The organism is Patulibacter sp. (assembly GCF_030655195.1).
Classification (GTDB): domain Bacteria; phylum Actinomycetota; class Thermoleophilia; order Solirubrobacterales; family Solirubrobacteraceae; genus Patulibacter.
This window is the reverse complement of the sequence record NZ_JAURWA010000030.1, coordinates 85,872-104,575: the sequence shown is the minus strand read 5'-3', so window position 1 is coordinate 104,575 and position 18,704 is coordinate 85,872. Positions and strand designations below refer to the sequence as shown.

Genomic DNA, 18,704 nt, shown 5'->3' with positions numbered 1-18,704 from the left:
GGCCGCGTCGGTGGGCGTTAAGGCGCGGCAGGGCGGGGCCGCGTCGGTGGGCGTTAAGGCGCGGCAGGGCGGGGCCGCGTCGGTGGGCGTTAAGGCGCGGCAGGGCGGGGCCGCATCGGTGGGCGGCAGGCCACGGCGAGGCGGAGCGGGGCGGAGTCGGTGGGCGCCAGGCCGCAGCGGAGCGGCGGCAGGGCGAGGCGAGCCGCAGGCCGGAGCGGACGGCAGGGACGAGACGCGGTGGCCGATCGGCCGCCGGCGGAACGTGCATCACCCGCCAATCCGCCCGAGCCCGGGCGGTGGGTTGGCGACGGACGCACGTAGAGCGTGCGGGATCCGCCACTCGACCGACGGCCCGCCCTCGATTGGCGGATCCCGCACGCTCCGGGGGTGTGGTCGATCCCCGGCCACCCCATGGCACCCGATCGGCCCCGCCCCTCGACCAGACGCGGCCGCAGCGGGCGGCCGCGGCCGGGAACGCGGTCGATCCCCGCCCACCCCACGGCACCCGATCGCCCCCCACCGTCGTTCCCGGGACCGCCCCGCCACCGCACCGCCGGCCCCCTGTGCCGGCGAGGGCCGGCGAGGGCCGGCGCCACCGATCCCGGGGCGCCCGGGCCGCCCGCCCGCCCGCGGCGGCCGGCGTCGGCCCCGGGTCGCGTCCTCCTCACCGAGCCCGGCGGACCCGACCCGGAGGAGGACCCTCAGCGCGAGACGCGCAGGGCGGTGCGGTACGTCCGCGACTCGCCGGCCTGCAGCCAGATCATCGAACCGTCGTCGCGGGCGGCCTGCTCACCGGCCACGTGGTGGGTCGACGGCTCCAGGCCCAGCGCATAGCCGCCCTCGCGCAGGTGCATCCACTCGAAGAACGCCGGGAACGCCTGGAGGTCGACGTCGAGCTCGACCGTCATGCCCAGGCGGTCGTTGACCGCGCGGACCTGGGCCCGGCCGTCGGGCCCGGGCGTGAGCTCGTGCTCGAGGACCTGCTCGACGAACTTCGAGGTGGGGGGATCGATCACCAGGTGGTCGCTGCCCTGCTCCCCCACGGAGTCCGTCTGCCAGAGGGTCTTCGCGATCGGGGCCTCCACGCGGACGCCCTCCTCGAGGAACGGCCAGCCGAGATTGATGTGGTAGAGGAACATGTGCGGCGTGACGTCGGAGCCGTGGTTGGTCACGACGTCGTGCAGGCGGATCTCGTCGCCGCCCAGGTCGCACTCGATCCGCCGGCGCAGCCGCAGGTGCTCGCCGAAGACCGCTGCCTGGCGGATCTCCCCCTCGCACCAGAGGACGCACGAGCCGTCGTCCTGCCACTCCTCGCCGTAGCCCAGGAGCTTGGCCGGGATGTTCGCGACCCGGCCGTGCAGGCCGTTCCAGGTCGTCGCCTTCGGCGGGTAGTGGTAGTTCGAGGCGTCGCCCTCGGCCGTGAACAGCGTGTGGTCCATGCCGGCCGTGACGATCAGGCCGGAGAAGCTGCGCAGCCACGACAGGCCGTCCTCGTCGCGGTACTCGTGCAGCCCGGGGTTGCGGAAGCCCGTCGGCGACTGCCAGCCGAACCCGACCCCGCCGTGCTCGGCCGCGCCGATGTCCATCGCCCGGTCGACGAGGACGTCGAACGCCAGCCCGCTCCCGGAGCGGAACTCGAGGACGCGGATGCCGCGCTCGACGCCGTCCTGCAGCTCGACGAGCCGCACGCCGCCCGCCGCCGCCAGGTCGCCGGCGTGCCGCGCGAGGCTCCTCCGGTCGTGGTCCTGCCCGTGGATCTTCATCGCTCTCCCTCTCCGTGGTCCTGCATCGTTCGTTCTCCCGGGGGCCCGCCGGCGGGCTCCCGTCCCCGGCACCCGTCGTCCGGCTCAGGCGACCGGACCCGCACCCGCGAGCCGGTCCTCGGCGCTCGGACGCCGCGTCCGACCGGTCACCACGGCCCCCGGCGCGCCCCTCGCGCGCCGGCCGCCGACCCTACGCCCAGCCCCAGGTGACGGACTTCAGGCGCGTGTAGAACCGCAGCGACTCCGGACCGTGCTCCTTGGAGTCCGTGCCCGACGCCGCGAAGCCGCCGAACGGGACCGGGAGGTCGATGCCCGCCGTCGGCCCGTTGATGGCGACGACCCCGTGCTCCGAGGACCCCGCGACCTTCCACGCGTGGTGCAGGTTCGCGGTGTGGACCGCCGAGCTCAGCCCGTACGGGGTGTCGTTGAGCACCGCGATCGCCTCGTCGACGTCCGCCACCGACAGCACCGCGAGGACCGGCCCGAAGACCTCCTCGCGCGCCAGCTCGGAGTCCTGCGCCACGTCGGCGACGATCGTCGGGGCGTACCAGGTGCCCTCCAGATCGAGACGCCCACCACCCGTGACCACGCGCGCCCCGGCCTCGGTGGCCCGGCGGACGAAGCCGTCCACCGTGTCGAGCTGCGCCTCGTCGATCAGCGGCCCGTAGGTCGTCGACGCCAAAGCGGTGTCGCCCGGCGTCAGCGCCTCGGCCCGCGCGACGAGCTTCGCCAGCAGCGCGTCGTGCACGCTCGACTGGACGATCACCCGGCTGGTGGCCGTGCACTGCTGTCCGGCCAGGGCGTAGGCGGCCGCGATGATGCGGTCCGCCGCGGCGTCGAGGTCGGCGTCCTCCAGGACGACCGCGGCGTTCTTGCCGCCGAGCTCGAGCTGGATCCGGGTCAGCGTGTGCGACAGCGCGTGCTTGAGGTCCAGGCCGACCGAGGTCGAGCCGGTGAACGACACCGCCGCGATCCGCGGATCGAGCGCCAGCGCGTTGCCGACGACGCGGCCCGATCCGGAGACCGTCTGCGCCACTCCGTCCGGTGCGCCGGCCTCGCGGAGCGCGTCGACCATGTGCCACGCCGAGATCGGCGTCGCGCTCGCGGGCTTGACGATCATCGGGTTGCCGGCCAGGAGCGCCGGCGCCAGCTTGCGCGCCGGCGAGGCGGCCGGGACGTTCCACGGGGTGATCGCCACGGTCGGGCCGATCGGCTCCTGCCGCGTCACCGTCGTGAAGCCCGGGGTGCCGCCGTCGAACGAGCGGCCGTCCAGGGCGCCCGCGAGACCGGCGTAGTAGCGGAACGTCGCGACGCTCTTGCCCCACTCCCCGGCGGCCTCGGCGCGTGGCTTGCCGCCCTCGCGCCGCAGGTCGTCGATCGCCTGCTCGGCGCGGGCGTCGAGCAGGTCGGCGGTGCGGGCCAGGAGCGCGGCGCGCGCCTGGGGCGGGGTGGCCGCCCAGCCGGGCGCGGCGGCCGCGGCGGCGTCGACCGCGCGGGTGACGGCCTCGACGTCGAGCGCCGGCACCTGCGCGAAGGTCTCCGCGTTCGCCGGGTCGACGACGTCGAGGACCGAGCCGTTGGGCGAGACCTGCTGCCCGGCCACGAGGGCGTTCACGCTGCGCATCAGGGGGTCACCGTTCCGTGGTGGGAGGTCTCGCCCGCCGGCGTGGCGGGGCCGTTCGCGTTCGCCGCAGGCATCAGGACATCACCAGTCCGCCGTCGACGTTCAGGGCCTGGCCGGTCACCGAGGACGCCAGGTCGGAGGCGAGGAACGCCACCGCGCCGGCGATGTCCGCCGGCTTCTGCCCCCGGCCCAGCGGGATCAGCCGCGAGGCCTTGTCCTGGAAGAACTCCTCGTCGGTGATCTCCAGGAGCTTCGGGTCGTTCTCCGCCGCCGCCAGGCGCTGCTGGCGGTAGAAGGGTGTCAGCACCATGCCGGGGCAGACCGCGTTGACGCGGACGCCGCGCGGCGCCAGGTCGGTGGCCATCCCCTGCGTGAAGTTGAGGATCGCGGCCTTCGACGCCGAGTACGGCGGGCTGGTCGTGAACCCGCGGCGGCCCGAGACCGACGCGATGTTGACGACGCTGCCGCCGGTCTCCGCCAGCTGCTCGACGAGCGCCGCGGTGACGAGGAACGGGCCGACGACGTTGACCTTCCAGGGCAGCTCCCAGTCGGAGCTGTTCAGCCGCGTGAACGGCATGCCGGTGCGACCCGCCATGCCGGCGTTGTTCACCAGCAGCGAGACGGGCGCGGGCAGCTCCGCGTGGCCCTCCAGCGACGCGACCGCCGCGGCGACGCCTTCCTCATCGGTGACGTCCATCGTCAGCGGGACGACGCTCCCCGGATGGTCGGCGGCCACGGACGCCGCGGCGTCCGCGACCAGGTCGGCGGCGACCACCGTCGCGCCGGCCTCCACCAGCGCGGCGACGATCCCGCGGCCGATGCCGCCGGCCGCGCCCGTGACCAGGGCCGTCCGGCCGGTCAGATCGATGTTCAGCATCAGCTCTCCTCGCTCCAGGTCAGCGGCGAGCGCCCGACGTAGCCCGGGAGGCCGTCGTAGCGCGCGGGCGCGAACCACTCGTAGTACTCGGCCCCTTCGGACCCCACGCCCACCGCGCCGTGCACGGTGTGCGGCTGGAACAGCACGAGGTCACCGGTGGTGACGTCGAACTGCTCCCCGTCGATCTGCAGCCGGAGCTCGCCGGCCAGCATCACGAGCCACTGCTCGTGCGGGTGGTGGTGCAGCCGGCCGTCGAAGACGGCGTCGGCCTGGGTCACCACCCGGGTCAGGCTGACCTGCTCGCCGGCGACCCACTGCCGGACGGCCCCCGGGCGCATGCCGGGAGCCTGCGGGATGGTGTCCCAGTCGATCCGCACTCAGACCCGCATCCCGGCGCCGGTGCCGATGGACCGCTCGCCGGCCCACACGTGCTCGGCGACGAAGTCCTCGTCGATCTCGATGCCCAGACCGTTGCCGGTCGGCGGGTGCAGCAGGCCGTCGACGACCTCGATCGGCTCCGTCGTCAGGTGCGTCATCAGCTCGTTGTAGGTGACGTCCCACTCGAACATCGCCGGGTGCGGCGACGCGGCGACGAGGTGCAGGTTGGAGACGACGGTGAGGATGTCGTTGAACGTGTGCGGGTTCCACTGCAGGTGGTGCGCACGGGCCATCGCCTGGATCTTGTTGACCTCCGTGATGCCGCCGGCGCGCGAGACGTCGGCCTGCAGGACGTCGATCGCGTCGGCCTGCACGAACGGCAGGAAGCCCGACGCCGTGTAGTGGTTCTCGCCCGTGGCGATCCGCACCGACCGGCGCGCGGCGCGCAGCATCGCGTGGCCCTCGATGTCGTCGATGTCGATGGGCTCCTCGAACCAGTAGACCCCGGCCTGCTCGAGCACCGGCAGCATCGCCAGCGCATCGGTGCGCGAGAGCGCCTGGTTGCCGTCGACCAGCAGGTCGTTGTCGGGACCGATCGCCTCGCGGATGGCCAGGACGCGCTCGGCGTCCTTGCGCGGCTCGCGGCCGACCTTGAGCTTGACGGCGGTGAAGCCGCGGTCGATCCAGGAGCGCGCCTCCTCGGCGGCCTGGTCCGGGGTCAGCTTCCAGTAGATCGACGAGGCGTAGGTGCGGACGCCCTTGGCGTGGTAGAGCCCGCCCAGCAGCTCGTACAGCGGCAGGCCGGCGGCCTTGCCGCGCAGGTCCCAGAGCGCCATGTCGACGCCCGAGAGCGCGGCGACGCCGACCCCGCGGGTGCCGAGGTTGCGGGTGACCTCGCCGACGTAGACGTGGTTCCAGAGGCGGCTGTGCTCGGAGAGCTCCTCACCGATCAGGTGCGGCCCGATCACGTGCTCGACGATGCGGCCGAGGACCGCCAGGTCGTACGGGCCGGACGGTGAGCCGAAGCCGACGAGGCCCGAGTCCGTCTCGATGCGCACGAGGCACATCTGGCGCATGAGCTTGAGCCCCGCGCCGGACTCGACCCGGAGCTCCTCCGGGATCGGGGTGTTGAGCAGGTTGGCGGTGACGCTGACGATCTTCACGAGAGGAGACCTCCGATCTTGCCCCCGTCGACGAGCACGGTGGTGCCGGTCACGTAGGAGGCGTCTTCTGAGCACAGGAACCCGACGACCGCGGAGAACTCCTCCGGAGTCCCGTAGCGGCCGGCGGGGATCGACGCGCGCGACCTGGCGCTGACGTCGTCGACGGTGGAGTTCTGGCGCTTCGCGGCGGCGGCGTCGAGCTCGCCGACGCGATCCGTGGCGATCCGGCCGGGCGCGACGCAGAGGACGCGGACGCCGTCGCCGGCGAGCTCCGCGGCCGCGGTCTTCGCCAGCGCGGTGACGGCCGAGCGCATCGCGTTGGACGCGACGAGGTTGGGGATCGGCTCCAGCACGCCCGAGGACGTGAGGAAGACGACGACGCCCGATCCGCGCTCGCGCATCGGCGCGTCGATCCCGGCGATCAGCTCGTAGGCGGGGCGCAGCATCGAGGCGTACGCGCCGTCGAGGCCCTCGACCCCGAGCTTGGCGACCGGACCGGGCGGCGGGCCGCCGCCGTTGAAGATCACGACGTCCGGCACCGAGCCGTGGCGTGCGGTGAGCTCCTCGAGCGCCTTCGTCACGACGAGCGGCTCGGAGAGGTCCAGCGGCAGCGCGTCGACCTCGCCGAGCGCCGAGAGCTCGGCCAGCGCCGCGTCGAGCCGCTCGCCCGGTCGGGCCGAGATCGTGACGGCCAGCCCCTGGGAGAGCAGCCGGCGCGCGACCGCGTTGCCGAGACCTCGAGAGGCCCCCATGACCCACGCCCTGCGCGGTGTCGTCCCGTCGGTCATCGCCGCACCCCCGGACCCGTGAGTCCCTCAGTCGTTCGCTCCATGAGATGAACCTACACTGTTCTGAACACCTGATGTGCTGAGTTGCAACGGACCGGAGAATCGAACCGTTGGGAGCGCCCACCGTTCCCTGGTGACGTGACACCACGGGCGATACCATCTCGTCATGGCCATGACGCTCCGACTCACCGAGGACGAGACCGAGGCCCTGCGACGGCGCGCCGAGCGCGAGTCCCGGTCGATGCAGGAGGTGGCGCGTCAGGCGATCCGCGACTACGTCGAGTCGTCGAGCCGGGCCGAGCTCCTGGACGAGGTCCTCGACGCCGAGATCCCGCGCTACGCAGAGGCTCTGGAGCGCCTCGGGCGGTGATCTTCCTCACCCTGGCCGAGCTGCTGCACGTCGCGGACCGGGTCATCGAGGGAGACGTCGCCGTGCGCGACCACGGGCTGCTCGAGTCCGTACTGGCCCGGCCGCGCGCCACGGCGTTCGGATCGGACGCCTACCCCACCCTCGAGGAGAAGGCCGCCGCGCTGCTCCACTCCCTCGCACGGAACCGCGCGCTGGTCGACGGGAACGAGCGCCTGGCGCTGGCCGGCACCTTCGCGTTCCTCGGCGTGAACGGCCGGCGCCTGACGCTGTCCCACGATGAGGCCTACGACCTGGTGATCGCCGTCGCGACGGGCGACGTCGACGAGATCGGGGAGATCACCCGGCGGCTGCGCGACGGGAGCGAGTCCCGCTGAGACCGTCCGGACCGCGCGCCGCGGCTCAGTCGCGCGGGGCGAGGACCAGGACGATGACGCAGAGGTCCGGGTCCTGGCTCGTGTCGGCCAGCACCGCGACGACCTCGCGGTCGATCACCTCGGTGATCGCCTCCGCCAGGGCGGGGGCGACCATGTCCCCGAAGACGCGCCGCTGGTCCCGGACGGCCTCGGCCTGACCGGCGGCGCGGAGCGACTCCTCCACGACCGAGAAGCCCCCGCGCAGGAGGGCCATGACGGTGTCGCCCGTCAGGTGCACCCGGATGTTCTCCGGCCCCTTGCCGAACTTCGCCTTGTAGGTCTGGATGATGACGGCGGAGATCCGCTGCGCCGGTGGGGCCTCGCGGTCGCCGGAGCCTTCTCCGTCGGTCGCGTCGGTCGCTGCTTCCGTCATGGCGGGCATCGTGGGAGAGACGGCCCGGTGAACGGCGACGGGACCCTGGCGCCCGGCGCCACGGGCCGCCGCGGGCGCGACGACCGGGAACCCGCGACGGCGAGGTCAGTCCGCCGCGGACGCCGCCGGCGGCGGCGCCGCCGCGGTGCCCTTGAGCACCGACTCGTGGTGCCGGCCCATCATCTCGAAGAGGGTCTGGCGGGTCGCCTCGGCGTCGCCGGACTCGATCGAGTCGACGAGGCGCCGGTGCGACTGCAGGCTCGCCTCCAGACCGCCGGGCCGGCCGGCCGCGATGGTCGACGAGAGCTCCATGTTCTCGCGGATCATCGAGCGGATCTGCTCGACGGCCTGGCGGAGGAAGCGGTTCTGCGCGGCGTCGGCGATCGCCATGTGGAGCGCCATGTCGGCGTCCGCGTAGGCGGGGACGTCGTCGACCGAGGCGGCCATCGCCTCGAGGCAGGCGCGCAGGCGGGCAACGTCCTCGGCCGAGGCGCGCTCGGCGGCCATCGGACCCAGCTGCAGCTCGACGATCTCGCGGGCCTCGATGACCTCCTCGACCTCGCGGCGGGTCAGCCGCGTCGCCGAGCCGGCGAACGCGAACGACGCGCCGCGCTCCTGGACGTAGGTGCCGCGACCGGCGCGGGTCTCGACCAGCCCCTCGCTCGCGAGCATGCTGATCGCCTCGCGGACCGAGCTCAGTCCGACCGAGAACATCGCCGCCAGCTCGCGGTGGCCCGGCAGGCGAGCCCCCGCCTGCAGGTTGCCGTCGCGGATCTCCTCGCGCAGCTTCTCCGCGACGCTCTCGGAGAGCTTCTCGCGGCGCAGTGGTGCGAAGCCGGGGCCGGCGGGGGTCTCGGTGCTCACGATCGGTCCAGGCTAGCGGTCATCGGGTCCTCCGACCTTCAGGTGTACTGCTTGCACGTGCCCCGGTCGGGGCCGCCCCACTCCTGCAACCGGCGCCCCTCCCCCGAAGGTCGCCGGTCGCGGGCATCAGTGGTGCGCCCAGCCGCCGTCGACCTCGAGCATCTGCCCCGTGATGAACGACGCCCGGTCGCTGGCCAGGAACGTGACCGCGTCGGCCAGGTCCTCCCCCGTGCCGCGGCGCTTCAGCGACTGCTGGTCGATGACGTGCTGCGAGTAGCCCTCGGGATCGGGGTGGATCGTCTCGCCGCCCGTCGGGAACGCCCCCGGCGAGACGGTGTTGACCCGCACGTTGTGGACGCCGACCTCGCGGGCCAGCGCCCGGGTGAACCCGACCATCCCGCCCTTGCTCGTGACGTAGGGCAGGATCAGCGGCATCCCCACCAGGAACGTGATCGAGCCGATGTTCACGATCGATCCGCCGCCGCGGCCGGCCATCACGGGCACGACCGCCTTGCTCATCACGAAGAGCGACCGCAGGTTGGTGTCGAGGACGCGCGAGAACTCCTCGACGTCGTACTCGTCCCACTTCTTCGACGGGTAGATCGCCGCGTTGTTGACGACGACGTCGATGCCGCCGAAGGCCTTCGTCGCGGTCTCCACGACACCGTCGGCGAAGTGGGGATCGGAGACGTCGGCCAGGTGGGCGACGGCCTCGCCGTGCTCGGCGAGCCGCTCGATCAGGGCGGCGGAGCGCTCGGGGTTGCGGTCGACGGCCACGACGCGGGCGCCCTCGCGCAGGAGCCCGACGAGCATCGACTCGCCCAGCCCCCCGCCGGCGCCGCCCGTCACGACGGCGACCTTGCCCTCAAGCCGCAGATCCACTCAGGCTCCTCACGCCGAGCTCGTCCAGGATCCGGGCGGAGGACTCGTAGGCCTCCTCGACCCAGGCGACGATGTTCGCCGGGTCGGGCGAGTACTCCAGCTCGAGCGCGACCGTGGAGTCGTCCAGGCCGGTGTCGATGACCGCCTGGAGGTACTCCTTGATCGGCGTCTTCCCGCGGCCGGGCGGCAGGTCGCCGTGGACCTCGCCGTCGCAGTCCGAGAGGTGCACGTGGCCGATCATGCCGGTCATCAGCGCGACGTCGGAGAACTCCGTCTTCGCGAGGTGCAGGTGCGAGATGTCGGCGTTGGCCTTCACGCGCGGGTGCCCGACGTCCTTGACGAACCGCACGAGCTCCGGGACGTCCTTGACGAGCGCCTGCGTGAACGGCTCGAGCTCGATGACCAGGTCGACGCCGGCGGCGTCCGCGTCCTGGGCGAGCGCCTTGACGTTGTCGACGGCGATCTGCCAGACGCCGTCCTTCGGGATGACCTCGTCGTCCCAGTAGTACTCGCCGATCACGAGGACGACGTTGCGCGCGCCGTAGAGCTTCGCCTGCTCGATGTAGGCCCGGCCGCGGTCGAGCGCGAAGCGCTGCACGGACGGGTTGAAGTCCACGAGCGCGAAGTTCACGCACACGCACGAGCGGATCGGCAGCTCGAGCTCGTCGGCGAGCTCCTTGATCCGCGCCTGCTCCTCCGTCGTCATGTCGAGCGGGTCCTCGAAGATGTCGTAGGAGTCGAAGCCGATCTCCTTGACCTTGCGCATCCCCTCCTCGCGCCCGACCGGCGTCCCGTCCCACACGCCGCTGATGATCCCCAGCTCCAGCTTCGCCATGCGAATCCTCCCCTTCTCGTCCGTCGTTCAGGACGCCGCGGTCGCGGCGCCCGTCGGGGCGGCCACGAGGCCGCCGGTGATCTCCTCGACGCGCACGAGGCGCTTCTCCTCGATGGAGCGGTAGCCCGCGTCCAGGAGGGCCAAGGTCTGCAGGTTGTCCCGGCCCGAGATGCTCAGCGGCGCACCCTGCGTCGCGCCGATCAGCTCGCCCATCGTTCCCGCGAAGGCGTCCGGGAACCAGACCTCGGGCCACACGGGCTCGACGATCTGGTTCGGCCGCGCCGTGGACGCGAAGCGCATCGTGCTCGGCGTGCGGTTCGGGTAGCTCGGCCACCCGATCGTGCCCCAGGCGACGCCCGCGGTGCCCTCGACGCGCCACTTGATGTAGACGTCGCCCTCCGAGCCCTCGCGGACCGGGCCGGTCCAGACGTCGTCCCACGCGCTGGCACGGACGCCGTCGTCCCACTCGAGGATCGACAGGCAGATGCCGTCCCGGTGCTCGAAGGTCGTGCGCGGGTCGGTGCGGGCGGAGACGTAGATCCCGTCCGGGTCGCCGAGCAGGTAGCGGAACGCGTCGAGGTGGTGGATCGACATGTTCTGCAGCGTCAGGCGGTCCGTGCCCTCGAGGAACGGCTGCCAGTGCGGGATGGCCCGCATCTCGATCGTCGCGAGCACCGGCGTGCCGAGCTCACCGCGGTCCAGCAGCGTCTTCACCGCGCGGATCGACTGGTCGAAGCGCATGTTCACGTTGACCGCCAGCGGCGTGCCGGCGGCCTCGCAGGCCTCGACGGTGCGCAGGCCGGTGGCGTGGTCGACCGCCATCGGCTTCTGCGCCAGGACGCCTCGGACGTGCGGCTGCTCGGCCGCGGCGACCACGATCTCGGGCTGCAGCGCCGGCGGGAAGGCCACGTCGATGATCTGCAGACGCTCGTCGGCGACGAGGTCCTGCCAGGTGTCGTGGACCGTCGGGATGCCGTGACGCGCCGCGACCTCCTGGGCCCGGGCGGGCGAGCGCGACGCGATCGCCTGGACGTTGAACCCGGCCTCGCGGTAGGCGACGAGCTGGATGTCGTCGACGATGAACCCCGCCCCGACGACGCCGATCGGCGCGCTGCGGTCGGCCGGCAGCTGCGGCATGTGGGCCAGATCGAGATCGTGCGACATGTCCTCTCCCCCTCCGGAGTCCGGAGATCAACTGTTCAGAGCACCTGAACTTCAGGTATCTCTATCCGACCGGTCCGCCGGGTGTCAAGGGGAGTCGCCGGATGCGTCGCGGAGGCGGGGCGGGGGCGCCGCGGACGGCCCCGGAACGACGGCGAGCCGGGCCTCCCGGCCCGGCTCGTGCACCGTCGTGCGGGCCGCGCACGAGGCGCGGCCCGGGGTCCTGCGGGCGGCCGGCGCCCGCGGGGGACCGCTACCGCGTGTAGGCCGCCGGGACGCCGCCGTCGACGTTGAGGATGTTGCCCGTCGACTTGCCCGACCGCGCCTCGGAGGCGAAGTGCAGCGTCGAGGCCGCGATGTCCTCGGGGAGGATCAGGACCTTCAGCGTGTTGCGCTGGCGGTAGTGCTCCTCGAGCTCGGCCGGGTCCAGGCCGTAGTTGGCGGCCCGCTCCTCGCGCCAGTTGCCCTGCCAGATCTTCGAGCCGCGCAGGACCGCGTCCGGGTTGACCGTGTTGACGCGGATGCCGTCGGCACCGCCCTCCTCGGCCAGGCAGCGCGCCAGGTGCAGCTCGGCGGCCTTGGCCGACGAGTAGGCGGAGGCGTTCTTGCCGGCCACGAGCGAGTTCTTCGAGGAGATGAAGACGATGGAGCCGCCCGTCCCCTGCTCGCGCATGATCCGGAAGGCCTCCTTCGAGACGAGGAAGTACCCGGTGCCGAGGATGCGGTGGTTGCGCTCCCACTCCTCGAGCGTCGTGTCCTCGATGGCGGAGCTCGACGCGATGCCGGCGTTGCTCACGAGGATGTCGACGCCGCCGAACTTCCGCACGGCCTCGCGGTACGCGTTCGCCACGGACTCCTCGGAGGTGACGTCGCCGCCGATGCCCACGCCGAGCGGGCCGACGGCCTCGGTGGCACCGTCCGCGTCCAGGTCGAACCCGGCGATGACCGCACCGGCCGCGGCCAGCTCCGCCGAGATCGCGCGGCCGATGCCGCCGCCGGCGCCGGTCACGAACGCGACCTTGCCCTGCAGCTCGCCGGGCGCGGGCGCCAGGGAGAGCTTGTAGAGCTCGAGCGGCCAGTACTCGACGGCGAAGCTCTCGTCGGCGGTCAGCGAGACGAACTCGTCGACCGCGTCGGCGCCGGCCATGACCTCGATGGCGCGGTGGTAGAGGTCGCGCGAGAGCGACGCGCCCTTCGGCGTCGGGGCGACGCCGACGAGGCCGACGTGCTGGATCAGCACGACGCGCGGGTCGGGATCGGAGATCGGCACGGCGCCGGCCTCGGTGCCCGGCATGCGGACGTCCGGGTTCTCGGCGTTGGCGGCGTGGTACGCGGCGTACTGCTCGCGGTACGCCGCGGCGCGCTCGACGACGCGCGCCTTCAGCACCTCGGCGTCCTCCGACGTCGGGTCGAAGGGCACGAACATCGGCAGCATCTTCGTGTGGACCAGGTGGTCCGGGCACGCGGCGCCGACGGTCACGAGCTCGGGAGCGCGGACCGACGTGACGAACTCGATCGCCGGGGCGGACTGGTCGACGAGCAGCACCTTCGAGCGCTCGCTGGAGACCGCGCCGCGCAGCGACGGCAGGACGACGTCGAGGACGGCCTGGCGACCGGCGGCGTCGAGCGCCGAGGCCTCCGGGGCGACGCCGCCGAAGCGCACCGCGCCGCCGGCCTTCTCGTTCATGAAGGCGGCGCCCTCGTTGATGATCGAGATCGTCCGGCGGTAGGTGTCCTCCGCCGTGTCGCCCCAGACCACGAGGCCGTGCTTGCCCAGCACGACGAGCTCGGCGCCCGGGTTGTCGCGGACGGCCTCGCCGATCTGCTTGGCGAGCGTGAAGCCCGGGCGGATGTACGGGACCCAGATCGCGCGGTCGCCGAAGCACTCCTGGATCAGCGCCTCGCCGTTCTTCGCGCCGGCGATGACGTTGATGCCGTCGGGGTGCGTGTGGTGGACGTGGTCCGCCGGGATGAACGCGTGCAGCAGCGTCTCGATCGAGCCGCGCGGCATGGCGGGGTCGAGCATCGAGCGCCCGACGTAGGCGACCATCTCCTCGTCGACCATCTCGGGCCGGTCCATCAGCGGCAGCAGGTCGTCGAGCTTCAGCCCGGTGAAGTTGGCCTCGGTCATCGTCGCGAGGTCGGAGCCGGAGCCCTTGACCCACATCGCGCGGACCTCCCGACCGGTGTGGTCGGTGGCGGTGCCCTTGGCGGACGTGTTGCCGCCGCCGATGTTCGCCACGGCGCGGTTGGCCCCGAGCAGGTGCGACGCGAGGACCACCTGACCCAGCGGGTCGGACGGCACCTCGGACGGGTCGGTCGGCCAGAGGTCGTCGGCCAGGGCGACGAGGGGCTGCGTGGTGGTGCTCATCGAGGATCCTCGTGCTGCGCGGGGCAGGTCGTGGTTGCGGAAGTGGTGGTCGTGGCGGCGCCGGGGATGCAGGCGCGGCTCGGTGCGTGAGCGGGGCACGAGGTCATCGGCCCCATCCCCCCGCGACGCCGGCGGCCTTGCCGCGCGCGTCGATGATCTTCTGGGGGTAGCCGCCGTCGCGGAGCGCGGCGACCGGGTCCGCCGCGGCGCCCTTCGCCTCGCGGACGCTGGCGGTCAGCGGGCGGACGTCGGTCGAGAACGCGTCGGTCAGCAGGCCGTGCGCACGGTTGACGTCGCCCTCGGCCTGCGCCTGCGCGAGCGCGGTGCGGTCGACCAGCAGCGCCTTGGCGTAGGAGTCCTGGATGTTCAGGACGGAGCGCAGGATCGCCTCGACCTTCGTCTCGACGTTGTGGCCCTGGTCGATCGAGATCCGCGGCAGCTGCGGCAGGGCCGTCAGCTCGAAGAAGATCGAGAAGAGCGCGAACGGGTTGACCGACCCGGTGATCAGGTCGTCGTCGCCGTAGCGGCGGTCGTTGGTGTGGAAGCCGCCGAGCAGGCCGTAGCTCGCGAGGATCGCGACGATCTGCTCGATGTTCACGCCGTGGGCGTGGTGGCCGAGGTCGACGAGGACCTGCGCCCGCTCGCCGATCTCGCGGCAGAGCAGGGCGGCGGAGCCCCAGTCGGCGAGGTCGGTGGCGTAGAACGCGGGCTCGTAGAGCTTGTACTCGACGAGCAGCGCGAGAGCGGGGCCGGACTCGGATCCCGTGGCCGCGTGGAGCTCCTGCAGCGCCTCGCGCATGCGGTGGCGACGGGCGAGCAGGTCGTCCTGGCCGACGTAGTTCGTGCCGTCGGCGAACCAGAGCGACAGTGCGTCGGACCCGGTCGCGCGGGCGATCTCGCCGCACTCCAGGAGGTGGTCGGTCGCCTTGCGGCGGATCCCGGCGTCGGGGTTGGTGATCGAGCCGAGCTTGTAGTCGACGTCCTGGAACAGGTTCGGGTTGATGGTGCCGACGGTCAGGCCGCGGTCGGTGATCTCGCGCCCGAGCTGCGCGTAGTCGTCGACGGCGTCCCACGGGATGTGGAGCGCGACGCGGGAGGAGGCGCCGGTCAGCCGCTGGACCTCGGCGGCGTCCTCGAGCCGCTCGACCACGGAGCGCGGCCGGCCGTCCTGCAGGAACGTGGCGAAGCGGGTGCCGGAGTCGCCGAAGCCCCACGACGGGACCTCGACGACGAGCTCGGACAGGCGCGCGCGGACGGCGGCGACGTCGACGCCCCGGTCGGTCAGCTTCGCGGCGAGGTGCTCGTAGTCGGTGCTCATGGGGTTCTTCGGTCCTCGGTTCTCGGAGGTCATGCGGTGGTGGTCGGCGCAGCGAGCTGCGCGACCTTCAGGAAGCGGCGGTAGAGGTCCTCCGCCGCGGCGCGGTCCGGGGCGGGCTCGTGGACCCGGGGCCGTGCGGACGCGGCGGCGAGCGCCCGCAGCTCGGCGAGCGAGCCGAGCTCACCGGCGGCGCGCAGCTGCACGAGCACGTTGCCCATGCCGGTGCCCTCGACGGGTCCGGCCAGGACGGTGCGCCCGGTGACGTCGGCGGTCAGACGGCAGAGCAGCTCGTTGCGCACGCCGCCGCCGACGACGTGGATCGTGCGGATCGTGCGCCCGGAGACGGCCTCGAGCTGCTCGAGCACCCAGCGGTAGCGGCAGGCGAGCGACACGAAGATCGTGCGGACGGTCTCGCCCTTCGTCGCCGGGGGCGTCTGGTCCGTGCGACGGCAGTGCTCGGCGATCAGCATGGGCAGGTCGTCCGGGGCGAGGAACGCGGCGTCGTCGATGTCGAGGACCGGCACGTCGGGATCGGCCTCGCCGGCGAGGCGTTGCAGCTCGGCCGCGTGGACGTTCCAGGCGCGCGAGAGCTCCTGCTCCAGCCACAGGCCCATGACGTTCTTCAGCAGCCGGATCGTGCCGTCGACGCCGCGCTCGTTCGTGAGATTGGCGTCTCGGGCGGCGTCGGTCAGGACGGGCGCGTCGAGCTCGAGGCCCAGGAGCGACCAGGTGCCGCTCGAGAGGATCGCGGCGTCGTCGCCGACCACCGGGGCGGCGGCGAACGCCGAGGCGGTGTCGTGCGAGCCGACCGCGTGGACCTTCGCGTCGCCCAGGCCGAGCGCGGGGCGCAGGCGGCCGATCGTCGTGCCCGGCTCGACGGTGGGGCCGAAGAGCACGCCGGGCAGGTCGAGGCGGCCGATCAGGTCGTGCGACCACGTGCCGGTGCGCGCGTCGAGCAGCCCGGTGGACGAGGCGTTGGTGGCCTCGTTGACGAGGTCGCCGCCGAGCCAGTGGGAGAGCAGGTCGGGGATCAGGGCGATGCGGTCGGCCGCGTCGATCGCCGCGGAGCCGCGCTCGGCCTCCAGCTGGAAGACGGTGTTGATCGGCATCGTCTGGATGCCGGCCACGGCGTACTGGGCCTCGCGGGAGACCCGGGCGAAGCTGCGGTCCACCATGCCCTCGGTCCGACCGTCGCGGTAGTGGAACGGCAGACCGAGCAGTCGGCCGTCGCGGTCCAGCAGCCCGTAGTCGACGGCCCACGTGTCGACGCCGACGCCGACGAGGTCGGTGCCGGCCGCGACGGTCCGCAGGCCCTCGAGCGCCTGGGCGTAGAGGCCGAGCAGGTCCCAGTGCCTGCCGTCGGGCAGGTCGACGGGCCGGTTGGGGAATCGCGCGGCCTCCGTCAGGCTCACCCGCTCGCCGTCGTAGCGGCCGGCCAGGACCCGGCCGCTGGAGGCGCCGAAGTCGATCGCGGCGTAGGTCGCGGCCGATCCGCCGGCGGGGCCGGCCCCGTCCGCGGGTCCGGCGTGTGGGTCAGCCGACATGGAAGACCTCCCGCAGGCGCAGCAGCCCCGTGTCCGGACGGGCGCCCTCGGGCAACGTCATGAACTCGGCCATCTCGGCCTGCCAGCGGGCGTTGACGTCCGTCGCCTGCATCGCGGCGTCGGCGGCGGCGAAGTCGTCGCACTCGAAGTAGCCGACGAGCAGCCCGTCGGGGCGCAGGAAGATCGAGTAGTTGCGGTACCCCGACGCCAGCAGGGCGTCGAGCATCTCGGGCCACACGGCGGCGTGGCGCTCCTCGTACTCCGCGATCCGCTCCGGCCGGACCTGGAGCAGGAAGCAGACGCGCTCCATCAGCGGCCGCCGATCGGGGCCGGGCGGTGGGCGACGTGGCGGTCGTTCGCCGAGGCGGAGAGGCGCGAGCCGCGGGCGGCCGCGTCCTTGCCGACCACGACGAGTTCCAGGTCGAGCAGCCGCGCGACGGCCTCGATGTCCTGGATCCGGTGGCCGACGCCGAGCGCGACGTGGTGCGTCGGACCCTCGGCGGACCAGGCCTCGAGGAACGACGCGGGGTCGAGGTCGAAGCGCAGGCGCGAGTTCGTGTTGCCGATGCGGAACGTCGGGCCGGGAATCGACGCGCCCTCCGCGGCGATGAGCTTCAGGCGGCCGTCCGCGGTCTGCGTGCAGCCGAGGATCGTCACGTCGCCGTGGCGGACCTGCAGCTCGACGGACAGCCCGCCGCCGCGCTTGCCGTGGAAGAGCTTCAGCGAGCGGAGGACCGGCTGCTCCTGGGCGATGGCGATGTGGCCCGGGCCGTCGTGGCCCATCAGGACGAAGTCCTCGTCCAGGTCGAGCCCGTAGTACTCCGTGTAGGAGCCGCCGGCGCCGAGCCGGTCGAGGATCAGCTGCGCGAGGTTCGTCTTGATGTCGGCCTCGCCGGCCGTCGGGATGCCCCGCGCGGTCAGCAGCGAGTTGCCGACGATGACCCCGGCGCCGAGGCGCTCCTGCGGGTTGTCGTCCAGGCCGCGGTAGTAGTAGGTCAGCGCGTCGAGCTCGAAGTCCTTCGCGAGCGCGTCGAGGCCGACGGCCACGCGGGCGGACCAGTCCAGCTGCGCGTCGGTGATCGGTCCGGCGATCGGGTCGCTCGACGGGTCGGCGAAGGCGAAGTGCTCGCGGATCTCGGCGGTCTTCGCGGCGACCTGCTCGTCGGTGGCCGCGTCCGTGCGGACCTGCAGGTCGTCGATCTCGAGGACCTCGACGTGCGCGCCGACCTGGCCGTGGAACATTGTGAAGTCGGAGTACATGTCGAGCATGCCCGCGTAGGCGTGCCCCATGAAGCCGATGCGGGCGCGCTTCAGCGAGCGGGCGACGCCGGCGGCGCGGACCCAGGCGCCGATCCTCGACCAGGCGCGCTCGTCGTCCCGGATCGTCCCGGCGACCGTGTCGTACGGGATGCCCGAGCGGGTGAACGCTCCGGCGATCTCGGGGACGGAGCAGGCGGCGCAGTTGGCCAGCCACTCCCCCGTGTCGACGTGCTCGTAGTCCAGGGTCCGGGTGGGCTGCAGACCCAGCAGGACGACCGGGACCTTCGCCGCCTGCACCGCCGCGAGGACGGTGGCCGACGTGGCGTACGTGACGACGTGGCAGAGGATCAGGTCGACCTGACCCTGGGCGAAGAGGTCGCCGGCGATCCGGGCCTTCTGCGGGGTGTCGACGAGGCCGGCGGAGACGACCTCGCCGCCGAGCTCGGCGACCTGGGCCTCGACGTCGGCCTGGTAGCCCTTGCAGCGGTCCTCCAGGCCCTCGAACTGGTCCCAGTACGCCTCGAGGCCGATGCCGAAGACGCCGATGCGGCCGGTCGCGCGAGCGGACGGGCGGGCATCGGTCTCTGCGGGGGCGGTGCTCGTGATGTCGTGGGTGGTGCTCATGTGGTCCTGGTCCTCGGGGGTCTCCGCGGTGCGGCGGGACGGACGCGTGGTGCGCCCGTCCCGCCGTCCTGCGAGGGGTGTTCGACGTCTAGGTGG

18 protein-coding genes are annotated in these 18,704 nt (G+C 72.9%); 2 read left to right on the top strand and 16 right to left on the bottom strand.

Annotated elements, in window-relative coordinates:
* Positions 1–701: 701 nt before the first annotated feature.
* From Q7T67_RS03610 to Q7T67_RS03585, 6 genes are all read right to left on the bottom strand, one after another.
* Positions 702–1,763: an aldose 1-epimerase family protein gene (locus Q7T67_RS03610; protein WP_304786081.1), complete on the bottom strand. Its 1,062-nt coding sequence runs from the start codon at positions 1,761–1,763 to the stop codon at positions 702–704.
* A gap of 190 nt (positions 1,764–1,953) precedes the next feature.
* The gene (locus Q7T67_RS03605; protein WP_304786079.1) at positions 1,954–3,387 is read right to left on the bottom strand and encodes an aldehyde dehydrogenase; all 1,434 of its coding nucleotides are present in this window, start codon (positions 3,385–3,387) and stop codon (positions 1,954–1,956) included.
* A 73-nt stretch (positions 3,388–3,460) separates the two neighbouring features.
* Entirely contained in the window at positions 3,461–4,264 is an 804-nt protein-coding gene (locus tag Q7T67_RS03600; RefSeq protein ID WP_304786077.1) for an SDR family NAD(P)-dependent oxidoreductase, read from the bottom strand.
* Complete coding sequence (locus Q7T67_RS03595) at positions 4,264–4,602, bottom strand: cupin domain-containing protein (protein ID WP_304786075.1); 339 nt, start codon at positions 4,600–4,602, stop codon at positions 4,264–4,266. The genes Q7T67_RS03600 and Q7T67_RS03595 overlap by 1 nt, the downstream gene beginning before the upstream one ends.
* A gap of 39 nt (positions 4,603–4,641) precedes the next feature.
* The gene (locus tag Q7T67_RS03590) at positions 4,642–5,805 is read right to left on the bottom strand and encodes a mandelate racemase/muconate lactonizing enzyme family protein (protein ID WP_304786073.1); all 1,164 of its coding nucleotides are present in this window, start codon (positions 5,803–5,805) and stop codon (positions 4,642–4,644) included.
* Complete coding sequence (locus tag Q7T67_RS03585; protein WP_304786070.1) at positions 5,802–6,557, bottom strand: SDR family oxidoreductase; 756 nt, start codon at positions 6,555–6,557, stop codon at positions 5,802–5,804. Before Q7T67_RS03585 ends, Q7T67_RS03590 begins: the two co-directional genes overlap by 4 nt.
* 202 nt (positions 6,558–6,759) lie before the next feature.
* On the opposite strand from Q7T67_RS03585, the gene Q7T67_RS03580 reads away from it, so the two are divergent.
* Together Q7T67_RS03580 and Q7T67_RS03575 are read left to right on the top strand one after the other, a co-directional pair.
* On the top strand, positions 6,760–6,963 hold the full coding sequence (locus Q7T67_RS03580; RefSeq protein ID WP_304786068.1) for a ribbon-helix-helix protein, CopG family: 204 nt from the start codon (positions 6,760–6,762) through the stop codon (positions 6,961–6,963).
* Positions 6,960–7,337 carry a type II toxin-antitoxin system death-on-curing family toxin gene (locus Q7T67_RS03575; RefSeq protein ID WP_304786066.1) on the top strand — a complete coding sequence of 126 codons (378 nt, stop codon included), beginning with the start codon at positions 6,960–6,962 and terminating at the stop codon, positions 7,335–7,337. The genes Q7T67_RS03580 and Q7T67_RS03575 overlap by 4 nt, the downstream gene beginning before the upstream one ends.
* Positions 7,338–7,362: 25 nt before the next feature.
* Here the strand turns inward: Q7T67_RS03575 and Q7T67_RS03570 are convergent, their stop codons facing one another.
* The 10 genes from Q7T67_RS03570 to Q7T67_RS03525 form a co-directional block, all read right to left on the bottom strand.
* Positions 7,363–7,749 carry a Na-translocating system protein MpsC family protein gene (locus tag Q7T67_RS03570; RefSeq protein WP_304786064.1) on the bottom strand — a complete coding sequence of 129 codons (387 nt, stop codon included), beginning with the start codon at positions 7,747–7,749 and terminating at the stop codon, positions 7,363–7,365.
* Positions 7,750–7,854: 105 nt separating this feature from the next.
* Positions 7,855–8,613: a FadR/GntR family transcriptional regulator gene (locus Q7T67_RS03565; protein ID WP_304786062.1), complete on the bottom strand. Its 759-nt coding sequence runs from the start codon at positions 8,611–8,613 to the stop codon at positions 7,855–7,857.
* Between the two features lie 126 nt (positions 8,614–8,739).
* Positions 8,740–9,495 (bottom strand): SDR family NAD(P)-dependent oxidoreductase, encoded by a 756-nt coding sequence (locus Q7T67_RS03560; RefSeq protein WP_304786060.1) that lies wholly within the window; start codon positions 9,493–9,495, stop codon positions 8,740–8,742.
* Positions 9,479–10,330, bottom strand: a complete 852-nt coding sequence (locus Q7T67_RS03555) for a sugar phosphate isomerase/epimerase (RefSeq protein WP_304786058.1) — start codon at positions 10,328–10,330, stop codon at positions 9,479–9,481. Before Q7T67_RS03555 ends, Q7T67_RS03560 begins: the two co-directional genes overlap by 17 nt.
* A gap of 27 nt (positions 10,331–10,357) precedes the next feature.
* Positions 10,358–11,494, bottom strand: coding sequence for a Gfo/Idh/MocA family protein (locus Q7T67_RS03550; protein WP_304786056.1), 1,137 nt, complete (start codon positions 11,492–11,494; stop codon positions 10,358–10,360).
* Between the two features lie 250 nt (positions 11,495–11,744).
* Complete coding sequence (gene rhaD / locus Q7T67_RS03545) at positions 11,745–13,862, bottom strand: bifunctional rhamnulose-1-phosphate aldolase/short-chain dehydrogenase (RefSeq protein ID WP_304786054.1); 2,118 nt, start codon at positions 13,860–13,862, stop codon at positions 11,745–11,747.
* 103 nt (positions 13,863–13,965) lie between these two features.
* Complete coding sequence (locus Q7T67_RS03540; RefSeq protein ID WP_370695354.1) at positions 13,966–15,180, bottom strand: TIM barrel protein; 1,215 nt, start codon at positions 15,178–15,180, stop codon at positions 13,966–13,968.
* A 29-nt stretch (positions 15,181–15,209) separates the two neighbouring features.
* Positions 15,210–16,724 carry a rhamnulokinase family protein gene (locus Q7T67_RS03535; RefSeq protein WP_304786050.1) on the bottom strand — a complete coding sequence of 505 codons (1,515 nt, stop codon included), beginning with the start codon at positions 16,722–16,724 and terminating at the stop codon, positions 15,210–15,212.
* Positions 16,714–17,034: an L-rhamnose mutarotase gene (locus tag Q7T67_RS03530; protein WP_304786049.1), complete on the bottom strand. Its 321-nt coding sequence runs from the start codon at positions 17,032–17,034 to the stop codon at positions 16,714–16,716. Before Q7T67_RS03530 ends, Q7T67_RS03535 begins: the two co-directional genes overlap by 11 nt.
* On the bottom strand, positions 17,034–18,608 hold the full coding sequence (locus Q7T67_RS03525; RefSeq protein WP_304786048.1) for an L-fucose/L-arabinose isomerase family protein: 1,575 nt from the start codon (positions 18,606–18,608) through the stop codon (positions 17,034–17,036). The genes Q7T67_RS03530 and Q7T67_RS03525 overlap by 1 nt, the downstream gene beginning before the upstream one ends.
* Positions 18,609–18,704: the final 96 nt, after the last annotated feature.

Coding starts and splice junctions, on each gene's coding strand:
- Q7T67_RS03610 (WP_304786081.1), bottom strand. CDS start 1,763: ATGAAGATCCACGGGCAGGACCACGACCGGAGGAGCCTCGCGCGGCAC.
- Q7T67_RS03605 (WP_304786079.1), bottom strand. CDS start 3,387: ATGCGCAGCGTGAACGCCCTCGTGGCCGGGCAGCAGGTCTCGCCCAAC.
- Q7T67_RS03600 (WP_304786077.1), bottom strand. CDS start 4,264: ATGCTGAACATCGATCTGACCGGCCGGACGGCCCTGGTCACGGGCGCG.
- Q7T67_RS03595 (WP_304786075.1), bottom strand. CDS start 4,602: ATGCGCCCGGGGGCCGTCCGGCAGTGGGTCGCCGGCGAGCAGGTCAGC.
- Q7T67_RS03585 (WP_304786070.1), bottom strand. CDS start 6,557: ATGGGGGCCTCTCGAGGTCTCGGCAACGCGGTCGCGCGCCGGCTGCTC.
- Q7T67_RS03580 (WP_304786068.1), top strand. CDS start 6,760: ATGGCCATGACGCTCCGACTCACCGAGGACGAGACCGAGGCCCTGCGA.
- Q7T67_RS03570 (WP_304786064.1), bottom strand. CDS start 7,749: ATGACGGAAGCAGCGACCGACGCGACCGACGGAGAAGGCTCCGGCGAC.
- Q7T67_RS03555 (WP_304786058.1), bottom strand. CDS start 10,330: ATGGCGAAGCTGGAGCTGGGGATCATCAGCGGCGTGTGGGACGGGACG.
- Q7T67_RS03550 (WP_304786056.1), bottom strand. CDS start 11,494: ATGTCGCACGATCTCGATCTGGCCCACATGCCGCAGCTGCCGGCCGAC.
- rhaD (WP_304786054.1), bottom strand. CDS start 13,862: ATGAGCACCACCACGCAGCCCCTCGTCGCCCTGGCCGACGACCTCTGG.
- Q7T67_RS03540 (WP_370695354.1), bottom strand. CDS start 15,180: ATGAGCACCGACTACGAGCACCTCGCCGCGAAGCTGACCGACCGGGGC.
- Q7T67_RS03535 (WP_304786050.1), bottom strand. CDS start 16,724: ATGTCGGCTGACCCACACGCCGGACCCGCGGACGGGGCCGGCCCCGCC.
- Q7T67_RS03530 (WP_304786049.1), bottom strand. CDS start 17,034: ATGGAGCGCGTCTGCTTCCTGCTCCAGGTCCGGCCGGAGCGGATCGCG.
- Q7T67_RS03525 (WP_304786048.1), bottom strand. CDS start 18,608: ATGAGCACCACCCACGACATCACGAGCACCGCCCCCGCAGAGACCGAT.